Origin of the sequence: Marilutibacter chinensis, assembly GCF_021725675.1 — a bacterium.
Lineage (GTDB): Bacteria > Pseudomonadota > Gammaproteobacteria > Xanthomonadales > Xanthomonadaceae > Marilutibacter > Marilutibacter chinensis.
The window spans coordinates 1-20,054 of the sequence record NZ_JAKJPO010000010.1 but is presented as its reverse complement, the minus strand read 5'-3'; the positions used below and the strand labels follow the sequence as shown (position 1 = coordinate 20,054).

Below are 20,054 nucleotides of genomic sequence, written 5' to 3'. Positions count from 1 at the left end.
AGTGGCCGGGCGGCTCCACTCAGCCGCCGGAGTCGGCGCCGCGTTCCAGCGCCCGCCGCACTTCCTCCAGCGCCGCAGGGTCGTCGAGGGTCGACAGGTCGCCAGGGTCGCGCTGCTCGGCCAGCGCCTGCAGCGAGCGGCGCAGCAGCTTGCCGGAACGGGTCTTGGGCAGTGCGTTGACCACGTAGACCCGCGCAGGGCGGGCGACCGCCCCGAGCTGCTCGACCACCCGCGCGCGCATCGCCTCTGCCTCGGTGGCGGCATCGGCATCGGCCTGCTTGAGGGTGGCGAACACCACCGGCACCTGCCCCTTCAGCGCGTCCTTCACGCCGATCACCGCGGCCTCGGCGACGCCGGGGTGGGTCGAGCAGGACTCCTCGATCTCGCGGGTGCCGAGCCGGTGCCCGGCCACGTTGATCACGTCGTCGGTGCGACCGAGGATGAAGGTGTAACCGTCCTCGTCGCGGATCGCCCAGTCCAGCGAGCTGTACAGCAGCTCCCGGAAGTGGCTGAAATAGCTCTGCATGAAGCGCGCGTCGTCGCCCCAGACCGTGGTCAGGCAGCCCGGCGGCAACGGCGGCTCGATCACCAGCACGCCCTTCTCGCCCGCGGCGACGTCGGCGCCGGTGACGTCGTCGATCACCCGCAGCCGATAGCCCGGCACCGGCAGGCCCGGCGATCCGAACTTGACCGGCTTCATGTCCAGTCCCGGCATCAGCGACAGCACCGGCCAGCCGGTCTCGGTCTGCCAGTAATTGTCGATGATGGTCTTGCCGATGCCGTCGGTGATCCAGTGCGCGGTCGGTTCGTCCAGCGGTTCGCCGGCGAGGAACAGCCACTGCAGCTTCGACAGGTCGTGCTTCCTCAGCCAGGACGCGTCCTGCTTCTTCAGCACGCGGATGCCGGTCGGCGAAGAGAACATCGTGCGCACGCCGTACTTCTCGCAGATCGCCCACCAGATGCCCGGGTCGGGACTGGTCGGCAGGCCCTCGTAGAGGATCGACGTCGCGCCGGCGATCAGCGGGCCGTAGACGTTGTAGGAATGGCCGACCGCCCAGCCGACGTCGGAGGTGGAGAACATCACCTGCCCGGCCCCGATGTCGTAGATCGACCACATCGACAACGCCAGCGCCACCGCATAACCGCCGACGTCGCGCTGCACGCCCTTGGGCTTGCCAGTGGTACCGGAGGTGTAGAGCAGGTAGCTGGGTTCGTTGGACTCCAGCCATTCGACCTCGACCTCCGCACCTTGGTGCCTTGCATGCAGATCGGCGTATTCGACATCGCGGCCCGATACGCGTGCCGCATCCGGATCGAGCCCGCGGCTGACGATCAGCACGTGCGGCGGCGGATGCTTCGACTTCGTGCAGGCGGCATCGACCAGCGGCTTGTACGGGATCACCTTGCCGCCGCGCATCCCGGCGTCGGCGCAGATCAGCAGCTTCGGCCGCGCATCGTCGATGCGCAGGGCCAGGTTGTGCGAGGCGAAGCCGCCGAACACCACCGAGTGCACCGCGCCGATGCGCGCGCAGGCCAGCATCGCGAACACCGCCTCAGCCATGTTCGGCATGTAGATCACAACCCGGTCGCCGCGGCCGACGTCGAGCGATTTCAGCACCGCGGCGAAGACATTGACCTCGTCGAACAGCTCGCGGTAACTGATTTCGCGGGTGATCCCGGTTTCGGTCGAGATCGCCACCAAGGCGAGCTGGTCGCCGCGCGCGTCCAGATGCCGGTCGATGGCGTTGTGGCAGAGGTTGGTGGTGCCGCCGGAGAACCAGCGCCGGAACGGCGGGTCGCGATAGTCGAGGATCCGCTGCGGCGACGTCTTCCAGTCGATGGCCCCGGCCTGCTCCGCCCAGAAACCTTCCGGGTCGTCGATCGAGCGCTGGTAGAGGTCCTCGTAACGCATGGCGGCCGCCCTGGGGATTCGGTACCCCAAGCCTAGGCCCGCGCCGGGGCGGCTTCATTCGGACTTTGGTCGAGCCCACGACGCCGGCATGCGAATGCGTCTCAGAATGGAGGCGGGCTTTCGAAGGACGCCGCCCTGCCGTCCGCGGGGTGGGCGAACGACAGCCGGCTGGCATGCAGGCATACGCGTCCGGCCGGCGCCGCGCCGTACAGCGTGTCGCCGACGATCGGGTGGCCGATGCTGGCCAGGTGCAGGCGCAGCTGATGGCTGCGCCCGGTGACCGGCTCCAGTTCGAGCCTGCTGACATCGGGCCCGCCTGCTCCAAAGCCATACGCGAGCAGACGCCATCGCGTGAGTGCCGGCTTTCCGATCTCGAAGTCGACCTTCTGCTTCGGCCGGTTCGGCCAGTCGCAGATCAGCGGCAGAGCGATCTCCCCCGCCGTCCCGTCGACGCGGCCCTGGACAATCGCGACATAGCGCTTGCACACCTGGCGCCGTTCGAACTGCATCGCCAGCGCACGCTGCATGTCCTTGCCGCGCGCGAACAGCATGAGGCCGCTGGTGACCTGGTCGAGTCGATGCACGGTCAGGGCGTCCGGATACGCCTCCTGCAACCGCGAAACCACGCAATCGCGATTCTCAGGCAATCGCCCGGGTACCGACAGCAGACCGGGGGGTTTCTGGACGATCAGCAGGTGTTCGTCATGGAAGATGACGAACAGCCCGGCAGATTCGATCATCGCCGGCACGCGGATATCCCCACTCGCGGCCGGCAACCCGCCCGACAACACGTTCCCTCACCCGGCAGCACGCTGTATCGTCGCGCCCAGCTGTCCTCCCCCGAGCAAACGGACGTTCGCATGATCGCCTCCACAGGAACCCCCGCCACCTTCCGCGCCAGCCTCAGATCCATGAAGGAATCGGGATACCTCAAGGACTGGGGCATCGCAGTGCTGGTCATCGTGGCGATCAAGCTGGCCTGGCTCGTCATCGATCATACCCTGCGCCTGTACATGGGCGACTCGATGGTGTTCCTGGCTGCCAGCGAACGGCTCCTTTCGCCCGGCGCCAGATCCTGGCTCTACGCATGGACGCTTCATTTCACCTCGTTCCAGCTCGGAGCACCTGGCCCGGTACTTGTAGCCCACGTGATCTGGTCGATCATGAGCTGCGTCGGTCTCTACGGCTTCCTTCGCCACGCACTGAAGCTTCGGCAGTGGCTGTGCGTGCTGGCAGCCGGGCTGCTGGCCACCGAGCCGGTGCAGATCTTCATGGAACGCATGGTCCTGGCCGAGACCTTCGGCCTGCTGGCGCTGGTCTGCACCCTGCTCGTGCTGTCCCGATACCTGGTCACCGGACGCCTTGGCTGGTACTGGCTGGGCGTGCTCGGCGGGCTGGCCGCAGGCGCGATCCGGCCCAACTTCATTCCACTGACCCTCGGCATGGCGATCGTCGCACCGGCCATACTGGCCGCTGCGCAGATCCGCAACGGCTCTTCCCGCGGCCCCGTCTGGCGCCATGCATTCATCTCGCTGCTTGTCCTGGTGCTGTCCCATGCCGGCTACACCTGGCTGTACGGGAAGTCCGTCGGGCAACCTCCGGGATACGTCGCCCATACCGGCATGATGCGGATCGGACTGGTCGCACCGCTGATCAAACCCGAGCACTTCGAAGGCACGGGCGTCAGCGGCCGTCTCCTCGACGAGGTCGAGCGCGACCTGGACGACCATTGGCAAAGGGGCCATCACATCTGGGGGTCGGATGGTCTGTGGCCGAAGCTGCAACAGGCCAGCGAGAATCCCGAGATGGTCGCCAGGACCATCACCCGCCGGGCGATGCTCGACGACCCGCTCGGCCTGATCCGGGTCAACCTCGAAACCATGAATGGCTACTTCGACGACAAACGCGTCTACTGGAGAATGCTCGACGACGAAGGCCAGATAGCCCCGAGCGCACCGGAGATCCGCGACATCAAGCGAAAGCTCGACTGGGATGTCCAAGGTCTAGCGCGTTCGCCCTCGCCGGCACGCACCTGGTTTTCCCGCTCGACGCAGTGGCTGACCTTCTGCCTGTTTGCCCTGGCGCCGCTATCGCTACTGGCCCTCGCTGCGGGCTGGAACCGGCAGACGCGCGATCAGAGTCTACTGCTCGCACTGACCGGGCTGGGCATGGTCGCCGGACACCTGCTGTTCGCCCACATCGTTTCGTTCCGCTATCTGCACGCGTTCCCGTGGTTCGTATTCGCGAACCTGGCGGTCATCCTTTCCTGGATCACCGGCCCAGGAACCCGGAGTTCACGGCACGGTGCCGGTACCTGAAGGTAGGCCATCGTCTTGAGTTCGCGACGCCCTCGCGCGACCGCGTCGATGACGATTCCGATCAGTGCCGACATGCTCGCCAGCACCACCAGGGAAACCGCCAGGATCAGGGTCGGGAACCTCGGAACCAGGCCGGTGTCGAGGTAGGTGACGGCCAGTGGTATGCACAGCGCCAGAGCCACTACCGAAAGGACCGCGGCGATCGTTCCGTAGAACGCCATCGGCCGCTCCGACGAGAACAGCCGGAGCATCGTCCGCAGGATCCGGGCACCGTCCGACCAGGTATTGAGCTTGCTGACCGAGCCTTCGGGCCGGTCCACGTACGGCGTATCGACCTCGGCCACCGGCATGCGCAGCTCAAGCGCGTGGACGGTCAGTTCGGTTTCGATCTCGAAACCGCTCGAATGCGCTGGGAAGCTCTTCACGAACCGGCGCGAGAACGCCCGATAACCCGACAGGATGTCCCGGCAAGGGTGTCCGAAGAGCCTGGACAGAAACGTCGTCAGCAACCGGTTGCCGAACGCATGGCCGGGTCGATAGCCGACCCCGCCGCTGCTCTCGCGCACCCCCACCACCATGTCGTTGCCGGCCACGACCTCGGCCACCAGCGCCGGCGCGCTGGCCGCGTGATAGGTTGCGTCGCCATCGACGAGGACGTAGACATCCGCCTCGACATCGCTGAACTGGCGCCTGACGACATTGCCCTTGCCGCGCCTGCCGACACGATGGACGACGGCGCCCGCCTGCCCGGCTTGCTCGACCGTCGCATCGGTCGAGTTGTTGTCGAAAACATGGATCTCGGCCGTCGGCAGCGCTGACTTCATGCCAACGACAACCTGCGCAACGGTCGCCTCTTCATTGAAGCAGGGAACCAGAACCGCTACCCGCAACCCGTCCATCGTCACTCAACTCCCCAGCCGACCCGGCCGCCAGAATCCAAAGAGCCACCCGCAAACGCGGACGGCCCCTTGATTGACCTGCCCGACAAGCAATGTCTCAGAGCAGATGGGCGACGCCGGCGCGCTCCTCTTCCAGCTCGGCGAGGGTCTTGTCCATCGCCGCACGGCTGAAGTCGTCGACCGGGAGATCGGTGACGCGAACGTACTCGCCGTTCGCGCAGGTTACCGGCACGCCGTAGATCACACCTTCCGGAATGCCGTAACTGCCGTCGGACGGCACCCCCATCGTCACCCACTTGCCGTCGGTGCCGAGCACCCAGTCGTGGATGTGGTCGATCGCGGCGTTGGCGGCCGAAGCAGCCGACGACAGGCCACGCGCCTCGATGATCGCCGCGCCGCGCTTGCCGACCTTCGGGATGAAGTCGTTGGCGTTCCAGTCGGCGTCGTTGATCCTGTCCTTCAGCGACTCGCCGCCCACGGTGGCGAAGCGGTAGTCCGGGTACATGGTCGGGCTGTGGTTGCCCCAGACGACCATCTTCTCGATGTCGCCGACGGCGACGCCAGCCTTCGCGGCGAGCTGGCTCAGCGCGCGATTGTGATCGAGACGCAGCATCGCGGTGAAATTCTTCGCCGGCAGGTCCGGCGCCGACTTCATCGCGATGTAGGCATTGGTGTTGGCCGGGTTGCCGACGACCAACACCTTGACATCACGGCTGGCGACCTTGTTCAGCGCCGCGCCCTGGGCGGTGAAGATCTTGGCGTTCTCCAGCAGCAGATCCTTGCGCTCCATGCCCGGGCCGCGCGGACGCGCGCCGACCAGCAGGGCGATGTCGGCGTCCTTGAAGGCGACCTCGGCGTCGTCGGTGCCAACCATGCCGGCCAACAGCGGGAACGCGCAGTCCTCCAGCTCCATCATCACGCCCTTCAGCGCGGCCTGGGCCTTTTCCATCGGCAGTTCGAGCAACTGCAGGATCACCGGCTGGTCCTTGCCAAGCATCTCGCCGGAGGCGATGCGGAACAACAGCGAGTAGCCGATCTGGCCGGCAGCACCGGTGACGGCAACGCGGACGGGGGTTTTCATCGGTAGTTCCTTGCGTTTGACTGGGGGTGGGGCATGGGTTGGAGTGCGTCGGTCATGCGGGCCGCACCGACGTCAGAACACGTCGGAGTAGCCCAGCGGTTCGAGCTTCTGCTGCAGGACGGCGGTGTCGTATCCATAGACGACGTCCTGGCCGACCACCGTGGTCGGCACGCCGCGCGCGCCCAGCGCCTGCATCGCACGCTGGCCGGCAGCGGTCTCGACATCGATCACGCGGTAGCGCACGTCGGACAGCTCGAACGCTTTCTGTTGTTTGCGGCAGTAACCGCACCACTCGGCGGCGAGCATCACGATGCGGTCGTCGCCGGTGGCGTTGCGCGGATCGTCCGGGTGCAGGGCGGCTGGCTCGCGGGGCCAGAGCTTCCACGCCCCGACCAGGATCGCGACGACGACGAGCACACGGACGGTGGACATCGGCGGCTCAGGCAAGCTCGGCGAAGAACTCGCGGATGCGCTCCATGCCCGGCGCCAGCTGCGGCGTCGGACAGGTGTAGCTGATGCGCATCGCGCGCGGCTCGCCGAACGCCGAACCCGGCACGCAGGCCACGCCCTTCGCTTCGAGCAGCACGCTGCAGAAGTCGACGTCGTTCTCGATCTTCCTGCCGGTCGGGCCGTGGGTCTTGCCGAAGCTGCAGCTGACATCGGGGAACACGTAGAACGCACCCTGCGGCCGCGGACAGACCACGCCCGGGATGCCCGTCATCACTTCCATGACCTGGTCGCGCTTGGCCTGGAATTCGGCGCACTTGGCCTCGGGCACGTCCTGCGGACCCGACAGCGCGGCGATCGCAGCGGCCGTGGTGATCTCCGGAATGTTGGTGATGTGGTTGGAGTTCAGCGTCACCACCGCCTTGGCGACCGACTCCGGCCCTGCCATGAAGCCGACCCGCCAGCCCGGCATGCCATAGGTCTTCGACAGCGAATCGACGAAGATCACCCGCTCCTTCAGCTCCGGCTTCGAATGCACGAAGTTGTGGTAGCCGACGCCGTCGAACACCATCCGGTTGTAGATGTCGTCGGTGATCACCCAGGTGTCGGGGTACTTCACCAGCACCTCGGCCAGGGCGTCGATCTCCTCGCGGGTGTAGACCATGCCGGTCGGGTTCGACGGATTGTTGAACAGGAACACACGCGGCTTTTTCGCCAGCGCGGCTTCCAGCTGCGCCGGAGTCAGCTTGTAGTCCTGCTCCGGCGGGCACGGCAGCAGCTCGATCCTGGCGTTGACGATCTCGGCGATGTCGAGGTAGCTGGTCCAGTACGGCGTCGGGAACGCGATCGTGTCGCCCTCGTCGAGCAACGCCTCGGCCAAGTTGTAGAGCACGTGCTTGGCGCCGACGCCGCTCGCGCAATTGACCCGACCGTAGCCGGTCAGCCCCAGTTTCCCCATGTGCTCGATGAACGCGTCGAGCATCGCGTCGGCGCCACGGTTGCTGCCGTACTGGCCGCTGTCGTGGGACAGCGCATTGCGTGCGGCCTCGTAGACGTGCTCGCCGGGCAGGAAGTTCGGAACGCCGATCGAGAAGCTGATGATGTCGCGGCCTTCGGCTTTCAGGCGCTTGGCCTTCTCGGCAATCTGCATGATCGCACTGGGCTTGGCGCGGCCGATACGGCTGGCGAGCTGGGGCATCGCGGGGAACCTCTCAGGTAGGTTGTGACGGTGGGGAGGCGGGCCGCCGGACGGCCCGGACAAAGCCCCCTGATGGTAACACGCAAGCCCCCCCACCCCATCCTTGGGCCGCGGTTCGTACGCGGATGCCTCGCCCTCCGGCACGAACGCGCGGGCGTCGCCTGCGGACACGAAAAACCCCGGACCGGCAGGGCCCGGGGGCGACATGGATGCGGCACCGCGCGGCAGCGCGGCGAGCTCACGCGCGGGCGTTCGCGTCCAGGGTCTGGTTCCAGTCGGCGACCCGATCGGCCTTGGCGGCAAGCACCGGCTCGACGTCGCCTTCGATCTTCACGGTGCGGATCTCGTCGCCCTGCTGGATCTTGTCGACGACCTCGATGCCTTCAACCACCTTGCCGAACACGGTGTGCTTGCCGTCCAGCCACGGGCACGGCACGTGGGTGATGAAGAACTGGCTGCCGTTGGTGCCCGGCCCTGCATTGGCCATCGACAGCACGCCGCGTTCGTGGGTCAGGCCGTTGCCGGTCTCGTCCTCGAAACGGTAGCCTGGGCCGCCGGTGCCGGTTCCCAGCGGGCAGCCGCCCTGGATCATGAAGTCGGCGATGACACGGTGGAAGTTGAGGCCGTCGTAGAAGCCGCGCCGGGCCAGGTTCACGAAACTGGCGACGGTCAACGGCGCCTTGTCGGCGGCGAGCTCGACGCGGATCGGGCCGCGGTCGGTATCGAAGGTGGCGATCAGGGACATTGGATACGGCTCCTGGTGTGAGGCTGGTACGTCGCGAACGACGCCGGGGGAAGGCTCCAGAGTCCGCCATCCCGGGTCGACGGCACATGAACGCCGGCACCGGGGGCAGGATGCTGAATGCGGACCGCCTAGAATAGCGCAGCCGGGGCCGGAAACCGCACGCCCGCGTGTCTGGAGACCGTTTGCCGGATATAATGACCGGCTTCCCTCCGCGAGCCTGACGCCTTCGCCGGCGTCCTTTCCGCATGTCCGCATCCAACTCCGTCGAACGCCTGCGCAACATCGCCATCGTCGCCCACGTCGACCATGGCAAGACCACCCTCGTCGACTGCCTGCTGAAGCAGTCCGGCACCCTTTCCGAGCGCACCGTCCTCGCCGAGCGCGTGATGGACAGCAACGACCAGGAGAAGGAACGTGGCATCACGATCCTAGCCAAGAACACCGCCATCACCTGGAACGGCAACCGGATCAACATCGTCGACACACCAGGCCACGCCGACTTCGGCGGCGAGGTCGAGCGCGTGCTGTCGATGGTCGATACCGTGCTGATCCTGGTCGACGCGATGGACGGCCCGATGCCGCAGACGCGCTTCGTGACCCAGAAGGCGTTCGCGATGGGCTTCAAGCCGATCGTCGTGGTCAACAAGATCGATCGCCCCGGCGCACGCCCGGACTGGGTGATCGACCAGGTGTTCGACCTGTTCGACAAGCTCGGCGCGACCAACGAGCAGCTCGACTTCCCGATCGTCTACACCTCGGCGCTGAATGGCTACGCCAGCCTCGACGACAGCGTCCGCTCGGGCGACATGACCCCTCTGTACGAGGCGATCATGCAGCACGCGCCGATGCCGGAGGTGGACCCGGACGGTCCGTTCCAGATGCGCATCAGCCAGCTGGACTACAACAACTTCGTCGGCGTGATCGGCATCGGCCGCATCCAGCGCGGCACCCTGAGGAAGAACATGCCGGTCGCCGTGATCGATCGCGAGGGCAGGAAGCGCCAGGGCAAGGTGCTGCAGGTGCTGGGCTTCATGGGCCTGGAGCGGATCGAGCAGGACAGCGCGCAGGCCGGCGACATCGTCGCCATTTCCGGCATCCAGGAACTGACCATCTCCGATACCGTCTGCGCCCTCGACACCCCGGAGGCGCTGCCGCCGCTGACCGTCGACGAGCCGACGATTTCGATGACCTTCCAGGTCAACAACTCGCCGTTCGCGGGCAACCGCGACCTGTCGGGCGGCAAGTTCCTGACCAGCCGCCAGATCAAGGACCGCCTAGAACGCGAGACCGTCCACAACGTGGCGCTCAAGGTCGAGCAGCTGGAGGACGCGGACAAGTTCCTCGTCTCCGGCCGAGGCGAACTGCACCTGTCGGTGCTGATCGAGAACATGCGCCGCGAGGGCTTCGAGCTGGCGGTGTCGCGCCCTGAAGTGATCATCAAGGAGATCGACGGCCAGCTGATGGAGCCGATCGAGCAGCTCGTGGTGGACGTGGAGGAGATCCACCAGGGCGGCGTGATGGAGAAGCTGGGCGTCCGCAAGGGCCAGCTGAAGAACATGGAGCCCGACGGCAAGGGCCGCGTGCGCCTCGAGTACATGATCCCGGCACGTGGGTTGATCGGCTTCCAGAACGAGTTCAAGACCCTGACCCAGGGTTCGGGCCTGCTGTTCCATGTGTTCGACCATTACGGCCCGAAGGAACAGGGCGCGATCGCCAAGCGGATCAACGGCGTGATGATCGCCAATGCCGCCGGCACCACCCCCGCCTACTCGCTGGGACCGTTGCAGGAGCGCGGCAAGCTGTTCGCTGCCGAAGGCGACTCGGTGTACGAAGGCCAGCTGGTCGGCATCCACTCCAAGGACAACGACCTGACCGTCAACGCGATCAAGCCCAAGCCGCTGACCAACATGCGCGCCTCGGGCAAGGACGACGCCATCGCGCTGAGCCCGGCGATCAAGTTCTCGCTGGAACAGGCCCTGGATTTCATCGAGGACGACGAGCTGGTGGAGATCACGCCAAAGGAGATCCGCCTGCGCAAGAAATTCCTGACCGAAAGCGACCGCAAGCGGGCATCGCGCGCAGCCTGAGCGCCACGCCCCGCGATACCCGAAAATGGCAGCGCGAGCGATCTCCCGCTGCCATTTTCTTGTCCGCCGTTCCCGCTGACAGAGGCCGCGCTGGTCGCGGGGGTCGTCCTGGAGCCGACGCCGGCCACGACTCGATTGCCGCATCCGTGATCCATGCGCGCGGGGATCTCGGGGCGGGCAGCGGCATCATGCCGACCGGGCACACCGCACAGCCCGCCACCACAACCGTTGGCGCCACCCGCGAATCCGTCCACAGTATCGGCCACCGGCGATCGCCTATGCTCGGAGCAGCCATCTGCGACCGGGGAATCGCCATGCGCCAGTGCCTGCTACTGGCTGCGCTGCTCATCGGCCCGACCGCCTGCCAGCGGGCCGTGGACAACGACAGTCCGCCATCCGTCGACCAGACCACCGCTGCGGCCGCGATCACCGCGACCAGCGGCGGCGCGGATTTTGCCTTTGCCGAAGTCGGCATCGCCGAGCTCCAGGCGCACATGGCGCATGGCAAGCTCAGCAGCGTCTCGCTGACCCGGGCCTACCTGGATCGGATCGCCGCCATCGACGACGCCGGTCCCCGCCTCGACGCGGTGATCGAACTCAACCCGAAAGCACTGGAGGAAGCGGCGGTGCTCGATGCCGAGCGCGCGGCCAGCCGCGTGCGCAGCCCGCTGCACGGCATCCCGATCCTGCTCAAGGACAACATCGACGCGATGCCGATGGTCACCTCTGCAGGCTCGATGGCGCTGGCCGGATACCGGCCGTCTGGCGATGCCTTCGTGGTGGCGCGCCTGCGCGAAGCCGGTGCGGTGATCCTCGGCAAGACCAACCTCAGCGAATGGGCGAACTTCCGCTCCACCCGTTCGAGTTCGGGCTGGAGCGCACGCGGCGGGCAGACCCGCAATCCGTACGTTCTGGACCGCTCGCCCTGCGGTTCCAGCTCGGGCACCGGCAGCGCGATCGCCGCCAGCCTTGCCGCGGCCGGCGTCGGTACCGAGACAGACGGCAGCATCATCTGCCCGTCGGCGGTGGCCGGCCTGGTCGGCATCAAACCGACCGTCGGTCTGATCAGCCGCAGCGGCATCGTGCCGATCTCCAGCAGCCAGGACACCGCTGGCCCGATGGCCCGGACGGTGGCCGACGCCGCGGTGCTGCTGTCGTCGATGGTCGGTCGCGACGAGCGCGACGTGCGCACCATCGAAAGCACCGGACGCGCGATCTTCGACTACCACGCACGGCTGGATGCCGGCAGCTTGCGCGGCGCACGGATCGGCGTGCTGCGCGATGCGCTCGGATTCCACGACGGCGTCGACGCGGTATTCGAACGCAACCTGGAGGCGATGCGCGAGGCCGGCGCCGAACTGGTCGACGTCGCCATCGCCACCGACGGCCAATGGCGCGATGCCGAGTTCGAGGTGCTGCTGCACGAGTTCCGCCACGGCATCGAGCACTACCTGCGCAATGGCGATGCACCGGTGAAGACGCTCGCGGGACTGATCGACTACAACCGCAGGCATGCCGACGTCGAGATGCGATGGTTCGGGCAGGAGCTGTTCGAACAGGCCCGGCAGCGCGGGCCGCTGGATGGCGAGGTCTACGTCCAGGCGCGGATGGATGCGCGTCGGCTCGCCGGCACCGAAGGGATAGACGCCACCGTCGCCGCACACGAACTCGATGCCATCGTCGCCCCGGCGGTATCACCGGCCTGGCCGATCGACCTGGTCAACGGCGATCACTTTCTCGGCGCGGGCTACGGAGTGGCCGCGGTCGCCGGCACGCCCAGCATCACCGTGCCGATGGGCGACGTGCACGGCCTGCCGGTCGGCATCGTGCTCATGGGGCCGGCGTGGAGCGAAGCGAGACTGATCGCGCTCGCCCATGCATTCGAGCAGAAGACCCGTGCCCGCATTCCGCCGCGCTTCCTGCCGACGCTGCCGCTGGACACCGCCGCCGCAGACGCCGGCCGCGAGCCAACACCCGAAAACGGCTCCGGCGGCTGATCGCCGCCGGCTGGGCCGAACAGTCGACGCGCATCCCTCCAGAACAGGACGGGGCCCGCTCCGGATTCAGGCGCTCGTCGGCGCGCCCAGCTGGGCCTGCTTGCGTACGATCAACATTGCCACTTCAAGCGCCTGCTCATAGTTCAGGCGCGGGTCGACGGTGGACTTGTACGCACGCTCCAGATCGCTCTCGGTCAGCTCGCGGGCACCGCCGAGGCACTCGGTCACGTCTTCGCCAGTGAGCTCGAGGTGGACGCCACCCAGCCGCGTGCCGGCCGCGGCATGCAGCTCGAACGCCTGCTCCAGCTCGCTGCGGATGTTGCGGAAGCGACGGGTCTTGTACCCGTTCGTCGTGCTCTCGGTATTGCCATGCATCGGATCGCAGACCCACAGCACCCGGCGCCCGTCGCGACGCGCCGCATCGAGCAGCGGCGGCAGCTTCTCGGCGATCCCGGTCGCGCCCATCCGGTGGATGAAGGTCAGCCGGCCCGGCTCGTCCTCGGGATTGAGCAGATCGATCGTCCTCAGCAGCTGGTCCGCAGTCACCGATGGTCCGACCTTCAACGCGATCGGGTTGCGGATGCCGCGGAAGTACTCGGCGTGGGCGCCGTCGACCGCTGCGGTACGCATGCCGACCCACGGAAAATGCGTGCTCAGGTTGAACCAGCCCCAGTGCCTCGGCACCTGCCGGGTCATCGATTCCTCGTACGGCAGCAGCAGCGCCTCGTGCGAGGTGTAGAAATCGACGCGGTTGAGGTTGTGCACCTCGCTGCCGGACAGTGTTTCCATGAAGCGCACCGCGTCGCCGATCGCGTTGACCATGCGGCGATATTCGTCGGCCAGCGGCGAATGGCCGACCCAGCTCAGGTTCCAGTACTCGGGATGGTGCAGGTCGGCAAAACCGCCGTCGATCAGTGCGCGGACGAAGTTCATCGTCATCGCCGAACGCGCGTGGCCCTTGATCATGCGGCGCGGATCGGGACGGCGCGCCGCCTCGGTGAATGCCGGCGCGTTGACCATGTCGCCACGGTAGCTCGGCAGACTGACGCCGTCGACGGTCTCGGTGTCGGCCGAGCGCGGCTTCGCGTACTGCCCGGCGAAACGGCCGACGCGGACCACCGGCTTGCGCATCCCATGGACGAGCACGAGGCTCATCTGCAGCAGCACCTTCAGCCGGTTGGAGATCACGTCGGACGAACAGGCGTCGAAGGTCTCCGCGCAATCGCCGCCCTGCAGCAGGAAGCGCTTGCCCTCCTGCGCCTCGGCGAGCTGCTGCTTGAGCGCGAGGATCTCCCACGAGGTCACCAGCGGCGGCAACGCCCGCAACTCGTCAAGCACGCCCTCCAGCTCGGCCGCGTCCGGATAGGTCGGCAGCTGCAGCGCTGTGCGGCTGCGCCAGGAATCCGGGGCCCAGTCCATAGGGAGTTTCACGGCTTGGATGTTGCGTTCGGTGCTCGACATGACAGCTGTGCTTGTTGCATCGCGGCAAGCCATCATCCGCCGATCGTGTCGGCGCTGCAACGGTTTCCTCGGCAACCGAGCCGCTCGTTCAGTCGCGGCATTCCGCGGCGGGCACGGTCCGCGGCGCTCAACTGCGACGGAACGCCGCGTAGCAGGCCCATCCGGTCAACAGCACGAACCAGACCAGACTCCAGGTCGGCATCGACAGCCCGAGGAACGTCCAGTCGACGTTGGCGCACTCGCCCGAACCGGTCATCACCTTGCGGATCACGCCGGAGATGGGCATCGCTTCGAGCATGTAGTCCAGTCCCGGCCCGCAGGCCGGCACCTGGTCCGGCGGCAGATGCTGCAGGCGGACGTGATTACCGGCGATCAGGAGCCCGACAATGCCCGCCAGCATGGCCAGCACGCCGTAGATGCGGCGGCCGAGCGCACCCGCCGGCGCGTGCAGCCCGCCGAGCAGGAACACCACGCCCAGCGCCGCGAACGCGATCCGCTGGAAGATGCACAGCGGACAGGGCTCGAGTGGATCGACCTCGCGCAACTGCGTGTAGAGGGCGAAGCCGATCAGCCCGGCGCAGGCCAGGAAGCCCAGCAGGAAGCGGCTGCGGAACGATGCGACGGCGAGGCGTGTTGATCGGTTCATGCGCGGCAGCTTACGGACTCTTTGCCGCTCTGCCCATAGCCCGGACGTCGTGGGCACCAGCCCTCTTGCCGGCCGGGCCCGGGATTATCCACCGTCACAAACGCACAAGCCCCGGCGACCGGGGCTTGTGGAGCGTCTTTGCGAACCTGGGGCGGCGGAACTCCCCCCCGGCCGACTCATTTACTCGACGGCTTCGGCGACCTGCGGCCGGTCGACCAGCTCGACGTAGGCCATCGGCGCATTGTCGCCCGCGCGGAAGCCGCACTTGAGGATGCGCAGGTAGCCGCCCGGACGCTCGCGGTAGCGCGGGCCCAGCTCGACGAACAGGGTGCCGACCGCTTCCTTGTCGCGCAGGCGCGCGAACGCGAGGCGGCGGTTGGCGACGCCGTCGGTCTTGGCGAGGGTGATCAGCGGCTCGGCGACCCGGCGCAGCTCCTTGGCCTTCGGCAGGGTGGTACGGATCAGTCCGTGCTTGAAGAGGGACGCGGCCATGTTGCGGAACATCGCGTCGCGATGGGCGCTGGTGCGGCTGAACTTGCGTCCTGATTTCTGGTGGCGCATGACGTTTGCTTCCTAGATGAATGTTGGATCGTTGGACTTCGTTGTCGCCATCCAGGCGCTGGAGCAATGGACTGCGGGTGGTCCGTACCGGCCTGTCTCCCTGGCCGGCGTGCCGCGGGCTTGCTGCCCGTCGGCTGGAGCATTGGCTGGTGAGAGTAGCTTGGCCAGCCGTGCCCTAGATGTTGCCGATGCCATCCTTGGCGAGGCGTCGCGGGCTCCGCAGAGCCCTGCCCGTCCATCCGTGGACGGGCGTTCGGTAGCGCGCGAGCCAGTGGCTCGCAAACGCGCTATCTCACCCCATCATTCCGTGCGAAGCGATGCCGGCGGGCGGCCAGTTCTCGAGCTTCATGCCGAGCGACAGGCCGCGCTGGGCGAGGACCTCCTTGATCTCGGTCAGCGACTTCTTGCCGAGGTTCGGGGTCTTCAGCAGCTCGACCTCGGTCTTCTGGATCAGGTCGCCGACGTAGTAGATGCTCTCCGCCTTCAGGCAGTTGGCCGAACGCACGGTCAGCTCGAGGTCGTCGATCGGGCGCAGCAGGATCGGATCCACGCCGCCGGTCGGCTGCTTGGCCTGACCACGGTCGCGCTGGGTGAAGTCGCCGAACACCGAAAGCTGGTCGGTCAGGATGTCGGCGGCGGTGCGCACGGCTTCCTCTGCGTCGATCGTACCGTTGGTCTCGATGTCCAGCACCAGCTTGTCCAGATCGGTGCGCTGCTCGACGCGGGCAGCCTCGACAGCGTAGGCCACGCGACGGACAGGGCTGAAGCTGGCATCCAGCATCAGGCGGCCGATCGCACGGGTGTCCTCGTCCGGACGGCGACGGGCGGCGGCCGGCTGGTAACCGTAGCCGCGCTCGATCTTCAGGCGCATGTTGACCGCGGTGTCCTTGGTCAGGTGCGCGATCACATGGTCGGCATTGATGATCTCGACGTTGTGGTCGGCCTTGATGTCGCCGGCCGTCACGACACCAGGGCCCTGCTTGCTCAGGACCAGGGTCGCGGTTTCGCCGGTATGCATGCGGATGGCGACGTCCTTGAGGTTCAGCAGCACCTCGAGCACGTCCTCCTGCAGGCCTTCCACGGTGGTGTACTCGTGCAGCACGCCGTCGATCTCGACCTCGGTGATGGCGAAGCCGGGGATCGAGGACAGCAGCACGCGACGCAACGCGTTGCCGAGGGTGTGACCATAGCCGCGTTCCAGCGGCTCGATCACGACCTTGGCACGGTTGCCGTTGAGTCGTTCGATCTGGGGACCGCGCGGGCGCAGTACCTGATTGGCGGTAACCGTCATGTTTGGGTGTCTCCTGCGAGCCTCCGCGGGGGTCGGAGGCACGTGAAATGGATTACTTCGAGTACAGCTCGACGATCAGCGCTTCGTTGATGTCGGACGGCAGATCGGCACGATCAGGAACCGCCTTGAACACGCCACTGAACTTCTTGCTGTCGACCTCGACCCACGACGGGAGAAGGTCCATCTGCTGCGCCACGGTCAGCGACTCCTGGACGCGGAGCTGCTTCTGGGCGCGCTCGGACAGCGCGATCGCGTCGCCGGCCTTGACCTGATACGAAGGCAGATTGACCGACTTGCCGTTGACGGTGACACCGCGGTGCGAAACCAGCTGGCGCGCGGCCGGACGGGTCACAGCGAAGCCCATGCGATAGACGACATTGTCGAGACGGGTCTCGAGAAGCTGCAGAAGGTTCTCGCCGGTGTTGCCCTTCTTGGTCGAGGCCTTCTTGTAGTAGTTGCGGAACTGGCGCTCCAGCAGGCCGTAGATACGCTTGACCTTCTGCTTCTCGCGCAGCTGGTTGGCGTAGTCCGACAGCTTGCCGCGGCGGGCGTTGGGACCGTGCTGGCCGGGCTTCTGCTCCAGCTTGCACTTGGAGTCGAGTGCGCGAGCCGGCGACTTCAGACCGAGGTCGGCGCCTTCACGACGCGAGAGCTTGCACTTGGGACCGATATAACGAGCCATGTTCTTTCAGCTCCTCAGACGCGACGCTTCTTCGGCGGACGGCACCCGTTGTGCGGGATCGGCGTCACGTCGATGATGTTGATGATCTTGTAACCGACGTTGTTCAGCGAACGCACGGCGGACTCACGACCCGGGCCGGGGCCCTTGATGCGGACCTCCAGCGACTTCACGCCGTAGTCGAGCGCGGCGCGGCCGGCCTTCTCGGCGGCGACCTGCGCCGCGAACGGGGTCGACTTGCGCGAACCGCGGAAACCCGCGCCGCCCGAAGTCGCCCACGACAGCGCATTGCCCTGGCGGTCGGTGATCGTGATGATGGTGTTGTTGAACGAAGCGTGGACGTGGGCGATGCCGTCGGTGACGACCCGCTTGATCTTCTTCTTCGTCTTGGCTTGTGCCGGCTTGGCCATGGTCTGGGTTCCTTACTTCTTGATGGCCTTGCGCGGGCCCTTGCGGGTACGCGCGTTGGTACGGGTGCGCTGGCCGCGCAGCGGCAGGCCACGACGATGACGGAGGCCGCGGTAGCAGCCCAGGTCCATCAGACGCTTCAGCGACATGCCGATCTCACGGCGAAGGTCGCCCTCGACCACGTACTTGCCGATCTCGGCGCGCAGGCGCTCGACTTCCGGCTCGGACAGGTCCCGGATCTTGGTCGTCTTCTCGACCCCGGCTGCGTCGCAGACCTGGACCGAACGGGTACGACCGATGCCGTAGATACTCTGGATACCGACCCAGACATGCTTCTGGGGAGGCAGGTTGACGCCCGCAATACGCGCCATAACGCGATCTCCAACTGGTTTGGCGGCCGGACAGCGGCGCTGCCCGGCGGAGTGAATCGGAAATTATACCAAGATTCCGGCTTTCCAGGAAGTCCCGCGCCCGTACGGCGGCGCTGGACCCGGCATGGGGAGTGTGCCCATGCTCCGGCGACGGACCCCGGCTGTACCGGACCTGGCGCTGTTTCCGCCCTGCCCGGCCCCGCGCACTACTCTGGTGCGCGTATGGCCTGGATCCACTCGCGCCCGGAACCGCCACGCGAGTCGCCCATCAATGTGCCCGGACGGGAATCCGGGTCGGCGCGGTGCCCGAAGGCTGCCGCCTTGGCGCGGGGCCATCGACCCCGCCGGTACCGCGATTCGCCGCAAGCCTACATCAGGCTCACGCGGCGGCTCGAACCGGACGGCGGACCGACCGGTTCGCGTTCAGGCTCAGGAGCGGCCCGGGAGGCCGCCGCGGGAACCCTTCAGGTTGGCCTTCTTCAGCAGGCTCTCGTACTGGTGCGACATCAGATGCGCCTGGATCTGCGCGATGAAGTCCATCACCACCACGACCACGATCAACAGCGAGGTGCCGCCGAAGTAGAACGAGGTGTTCAGCTCCTTGCGCATGACTTCCGGCAACAGGCAGACCAGCACCAGGTAGGCGGCGCCGGCCGCCGTCAGGCGGGTCAGCACGCCGTCGACGTACTCCGCCGTCGCCTTGCCGGGACGGATACCCGGGATCAGCGCACCCGACTTCTTCAGGTTGTCGGCGGTTTCCTGCGAGTTGAAGACCAGAGCCGTATAGAAGAACGCGAAACCCGCGATCATTCCGCCATACAGGATCATGTGCAGTGGCTCGCCCGGATTCAGCCACTGGCTGAGCTGGAGCAGCCACGACGACGAGCTGCCCTGGCTGAACCAGTTGGCCGCGGTCGCCGGGAACATCACGATGCTCGACGCGAAGATCGCCGGGATCACGCCTGCCATGTTCAGCTTCAGCGGCAGGAACGACGACTGGTTCATGTACGCATTGCGGCCGCCCTGGCGTCGGGCGTAGTTCACGGTGATCCGGCGCTGTCCACGCTCGACGAACACCACGAAATAGGTGAAGCCGAGCACGATCGCGGTGATCAGGATCGCGTTGATCGCGTTCATGTCGCCGTTGTTGATCTGCTGGAACATCCCGATCACCGCCGACGGCAGGCCCGCGACGATACCCGCGAAGATGATCAGCGAAATGCCGTTGCCGACGCCGCGCTCGGTGATCTGTTCGCCGAGCCACATCAGGAACATCGTGCCGGCGGTCAATGCGACCACGGCGGTCAGGATGAAGCCGGGGCCCGGGTTGTAGACCACCTCGATGCCCTGGCTGGCACCGCCGGCCTGCAGCGCCGTCGCGATGCCCCAGGCCTGGAAGATCGCCAGCGGGATGGCGCCCATCCGCGACCACTGGTTGATCTTGCGCCTGCCTGACTCGCCTTCCTTCTGGATGGCCTTCAGGCTCGGCACCATGTTGACCAGCAGCTGGATGATGATCGACGAGGAGATGTACGGCATCACGTTCAGCGCGAACAGGCTGAAACGCGACAGGGCTCCACCGGAGAACATGTTGAACATGTCGACGATGGTGCCTTCCTGGCTCTCCATCAGCTGGAGCATGGCGTCCGGATTGACGCCGGGCACCGGGATGTAGCATCCGATGCGGTAGACGATCAGCGCGCCGATGACGAACAGCAGGCGCTGACGAAGCTCGGTGAACTTGCCGAGTCCGCCGCCCATGCCGGCCATTGCACTACCACTGCGTGACATCAAGTGCTCCCATTCGCACGATTATCGAACCTCTCCGGAGAGAGCTGGGCCGCCATCCCTGGCGCAACATCGCCGACTTCGGATCGTCCGGCCCGGCCGTCCCGACCGGGCGTCTCTGCGGTGACGGCGCGGCATGCCGCGCCGCCCCGGTGGTACTCGGCC

General features: G+C 66.7%; 18 protein-coding genes. 3 read left to right on the top strand and 15 right to left on the bottom strand.

Annotated elements, in window-relative coordinates; genetic code table 11:
* Positions 1-19: 19 nt before the first annotated feature.
* Both prpE and L3V18_RS14385 read right to left on the bottom strand, forming a co-directional pair.
* Positions 20-1,912: a propionate--CoA ligase gene (gene prpE, locus L3V18_RS14390; RefSeq protein WP_237054259.1), complete on the bottom strand. Its 1,893-nt coding sequence runs from the start codon at positions 1,910-1,912 to the stop codon at positions 20-22.
* 101 nt (positions 1,913-2,013) lie between these two features.
* Positions 2,014-2,652, bottom strand: coding sequence for an RluA family pseudouridine synthase (locus L3V18_RS14385; RefSeq protein ID WP_237054260.1), 639 nt, complete (start codon positions 2,650-2,652; stop codon positions 2,014-2,016).
* Positions 2,653-2,772: 120 nt separating this feature from the next.
* Between L3V18_RS14385 and L3V18_RS14380 the strand changes: the two genes are divergently transcribed.
* Entirely contained in the window at positions 2,773-4,230 is a 1,458-nt protein-coding gene (locus L3V18_RS14380; protein ID WP_237054261.1) for a glycosyltransferase family 39 protein, read from the top strand.
* Here L3V18_RS14380 and L3V18_RS14375 read toward each other — a convergent pair.
* From L3V18_RS14375 to L3V18_RS14355, 5 genes are all read right to left on the bottom strand, one after another.
* A complete protein-coding gene (locus L3V18_RS14375; RefSeq protein ID WP_237054262.1) occupies positions 4,125-5,129 on the bottom strand; it encodes a glycosyltransferase in 1,005 nt (334 codons plus the stop codon). The two genes, L3V18_RS14380 and L3V18_RS14375, sit on opposite strands and share 106 nt — an antisense overlap.
* A gap of 97 nt (positions 5,130-5,226) precedes the next feature.
* Positions 5,227-6,210, bottom strand: a complete 984-nt coding sequence (locus tag L3V18_RS14370) for a malate dehydrogenase (RefSeq protein WP_237054263.1) — start codon at positions 6,208-6,210, stop codon at positions 5,227-5,229.
* Between the two features lie 72 nt (positions 6,211-6,282).
* Entirely contained in the window at positions 6,283-6,642 is a 360-nt protein-coding gene (locus L3V18_RS14365) for a glutaredoxin family protein (protein WP_237054264.1), read from the bottom strand.
* A gap of 7 nt (positions 6,643-6,649) precedes the next feature.
* Positions 6,650-7,855, bottom strand: a complete 1,206-nt coding sequence (locus tag L3V18_RS14360; protein WP_237054265.1) for a pyridoxal phosphate-dependent aminotransferase — start codon at positions 7,853-7,855, stop codon at positions 6,650-6,652.
* Between the two features lie 238 nt (positions 7,856-8,093).
* Complete coding sequence (locus tag L3V18_RS14355; RefSeq protein WP_237054266.1) at positions 8,094-8,600, bottom strand: peptidylprolyl isomerase; 507 nt, start codon at positions 8,598-8,600, stop codon at positions 8,094-8,096.
* 245 nt (positions 8,601-8,845) lie between these two features.
* Between L3V18_RS14355 and typA the strand changes: the two genes are divergently transcribed.
* Both typA and L3V18_RS14345 read left to right on the top strand, forming a co-directional pair.
* Positions 8,846-10,687 carry a translational GTPase TypA gene (typA, locus tag L3V18_RS14350; RefSeq protein WP_237054267.1) on the top strand — a complete coding sequence of 614 codons (1,842 nt, stop codon included), beginning with the start codon at positions 8,846-8,848 and terminating at the stop codon, positions 10,685-10,687.
* A gap of 314 nt (positions 10,688-11,001) precedes the next feature.
* A complete protein-coding gene (locus L3V18_RS14345) occupies positions 11,002-12,684 on the top strand; it encodes an amidase (RefSeq protein ID WP_237054268.1) in 1,683 nt (560 codons plus the stop codon).
* 66 nt (positions 12,685-12,750) lie between these two features.
* Here the strand turns inward: L3V18_RS14345 and L3V18_RS14340 are convergent, their stop codons facing one another.
* The 8 genes from L3V18_RS14340 to secY all read right to left on the bottom strand — a co-directional run bounded on the left by L3V18_RS14340 (position 12,751) and on the right by secY (position 19,871).
* Positions 12,751-14,145 carry a class II 3-deoxy-7-phosphoheptulonate synthase gene (locus L3V18_RS14340; RefSeq protein WP_237054269.1) on the bottom strand — a complete coding sequence of 465 codons (1,395 nt, stop codon included), beginning with the start codon at positions 14,143-14,145 and terminating at the stop codon, positions 12,751-12,753.
* 127 nt (positions 14,146-14,272) lie between these two features.
* Positions 14,273-14,791: a disulfide bond formation protein B gene (locus L3V18_RS14335; RefSeq protein WP_237054270.1), complete on the bottom strand. Its 519-nt coding sequence runs from the start codon at positions 14,789-14,791 to the stop codon at positions 14,273-14,275.
* Between the two features lie 180 nt (positions 14,792-14,971).
* Positions 14,972-15,352: a 50S ribosomal protein L17 gene (gene rplQ, locus L3V18_RS14330; protein ID WP_237054271.1), complete on the bottom strand. Its 381-nt coding sequence runs from the start codon at positions 15,350-15,352 to the stop codon at positions 14,972-14,974.
* Positions 15,353-15,644: 292 nt separating this feature from the next.
* Complete coding sequence (locus tag L3V18_RS14325; RefSeq protein WP_237054272.1) at positions 15,645-16,643, bottom strand: DNA-directed RNA polymerase subunit alpha; 999 nt, start codon at positions 16,641-16,643, stop codon at positions 15,645-15,647.
* A gap of 52 nt (positions 16,644-16,695) precedes the next feature.
* Positions 16,696-17,325 carry a 30S ribosomal protein S4 gene (gene rpsD, locus L3V18_RS14320; protein ID WP_237054273.1) on the bottom strand — a complete coding sequence of 210 codons (630 nt, stop codon included), beginning with the start codon at positions 17,323-17,325 and terminating at the stop codon, positions 16,696-16,698.
* Positions 17,326-17,339: 14 nt separating this feature from the next.
* Positions 17,340-17,732 (bottom strand): 30S ribosomal protein S11, encoded by a 393-nt coding sequence (rpsK, locus tag L3V18_RS14315; RefSeq protein WP_036212595.1) that lies wholly within the window; start codon positions 17,730-17,732, stop codon positions 17,340-17,342.
* Positions 17,733-17,744: 12 nt separating this feature from the next.
* Complete coding sequence (rpsM, locus tag L3V18_RS14310; protein WP_237054274.1) at positions 17,745-18,101, bottom strand: 30S ribosomal protein S13; 357 nt, start codon at positions 18,099-18,101, stop codon at positions 17,745-17,747.
* A gap of 429 nt (positions 18,102-18,530) precedes the next feature.
* Complete coding sequence (secY, locus tag L3V18_RS14305; protein WP_425493504.1) at positions 18,531-19,871, bottom strand: preprotein translocase subunit SecY; 1,341 nt, start codon at positions 19,869-19,871, stop codon at positions 18,531-18,533.
* Positions 19,872-20,054 lie beyond the last annotated feature (183 nt).

Excerpts from the sequence above, each read along its gene's own strand:
- prpE (WP_237054259.1), bottom strand. The coding sequence starts at position 1,912 with ATGCGTTACGAGGACCTCTACCAGCGCTCGATCGACGACCCGGAAGGT.
- L3V18_RS14385 (WP_237054260.1), bottom strand. The coding sequence starts at position 2,652 with ATGATCGAATCTGCCGGGCTGTTCGTCATCTTCCATGACGAACACCTG.
- L3V18_RS14380 (WP_237054261.1), top strand. The coding sequence starts at position 2,773 with ATGATCGCCTCCACAGGAACCCCCGCCACCTTCCGCGCCAGCCTCAGA.
- L3V18_RS14375 (WP_237054262.1), bottom strand. The coding sequence starts at position 5,129 with ATGGACGGGTTGCGGGTAGCGGTTCTGGTTCCCTGCTTCAATGAAGAG.
- L3V18_RS14370 (WP_237054263.1), bottom strand. The coding sequence starts at position 6,210 with ATGAAAACCCCCGTCCGCGTTGCCGTCACCGGTGCTGCCGGCCAGATC.
- L3V18_RS14365 (WP_237054264.1), bottom strand. The coding sequence starts at position 6,642 with ATGTCCACCGTCCGTGTGCTCGTCGTCGTCGCGATCCTGGTCGGGGCG.
- L3V18_RS14360 (WP_237054265.1), bottom strand. The coding sequence starts at position 7,855 with ATGCCCCAGCTCGCCAGCCGTATCGGCCGCGCCAAGCCCAGTGCGATC.
- L3V18_RS14355 (WP_237054266.1), bottom strand. The coding sequence starts at position 8,600 with ATGTCCCTGATCGCCACCTTCGATACCGACCGCGGCCCGATCCGCGTC.
- typA (WP_237054267.1), top strand. The coding sequence starts at position 8,846 with ATGTCCGCATCCAACTCCGTCGAACGCCTGCGCAACATCGCCATCGTC.
- L3V18_RS14345 (WP_237054268.1), top strand. The coding sequence starts at position 11,002 with ATGCGCCAGTGCCTGCTACTGGCTGCGCTGCTCATCGGCCCGACCGCC.
- L3V18_RS14340 (WP_237054269.1), bottom strand. The coding sequence starts at position 14,145 with ATGTCGAGCACCGAACGCAACATCCAAGCCGTGAAACTCCCTATGGAC.
- L3V18_RS14335 (WP_237054270.1), bottom strand. The coding sequence starts at position 14,791 with ATGAACCGATCAACACGCCTCGCCGTCGCATCGTTCCGCAGCCGCTTC.
- rplQ (WP_237054271.1), bottom strand. The coding sequence starts at position 15,352 with ATGCGCCACCAGAAATCAGGACGCAAGTTCAGCCGCACCAGCGCCCAT.
- L3V18_RS14325 (WP_237054272.1), bottom strand. The coding sequence starts at position 16,643 with ATGACGGTTACCGCCAATCAGGTACTGCGCCCGCGCGGTCCCCAGATC.
- rpsD (WP_237054273.1), bottom strand. The coding sequence starts at position 17,325 with ATGGCTCGTTATATCGGTCCCAAGTGCAAGCTCTCGCGTCGTGAAGGC.
- rpsK (WP_036212595.1), bottom strand. The coding sequence starts at position 17,732 with ATGGCCAAGCCGGCACAAGCCAAGACGAAGAAGAAGATCAAGCGGGTC.
- rpsM (WP_237054274.1), bottom strand. The coding sequence starts at position 18,101 with ATGGCGCGTATTGCGGGCGTCAACCTGCCTCCCCAGAAGCATGTCTGG.
- secY (WP_425493504.1), bottom strand. The coding sequence starts at position 19,871 with ATGGCCGGCATGGGCGGCGGACTCGGCAAGTTCACCGAGCTTCGTCAG.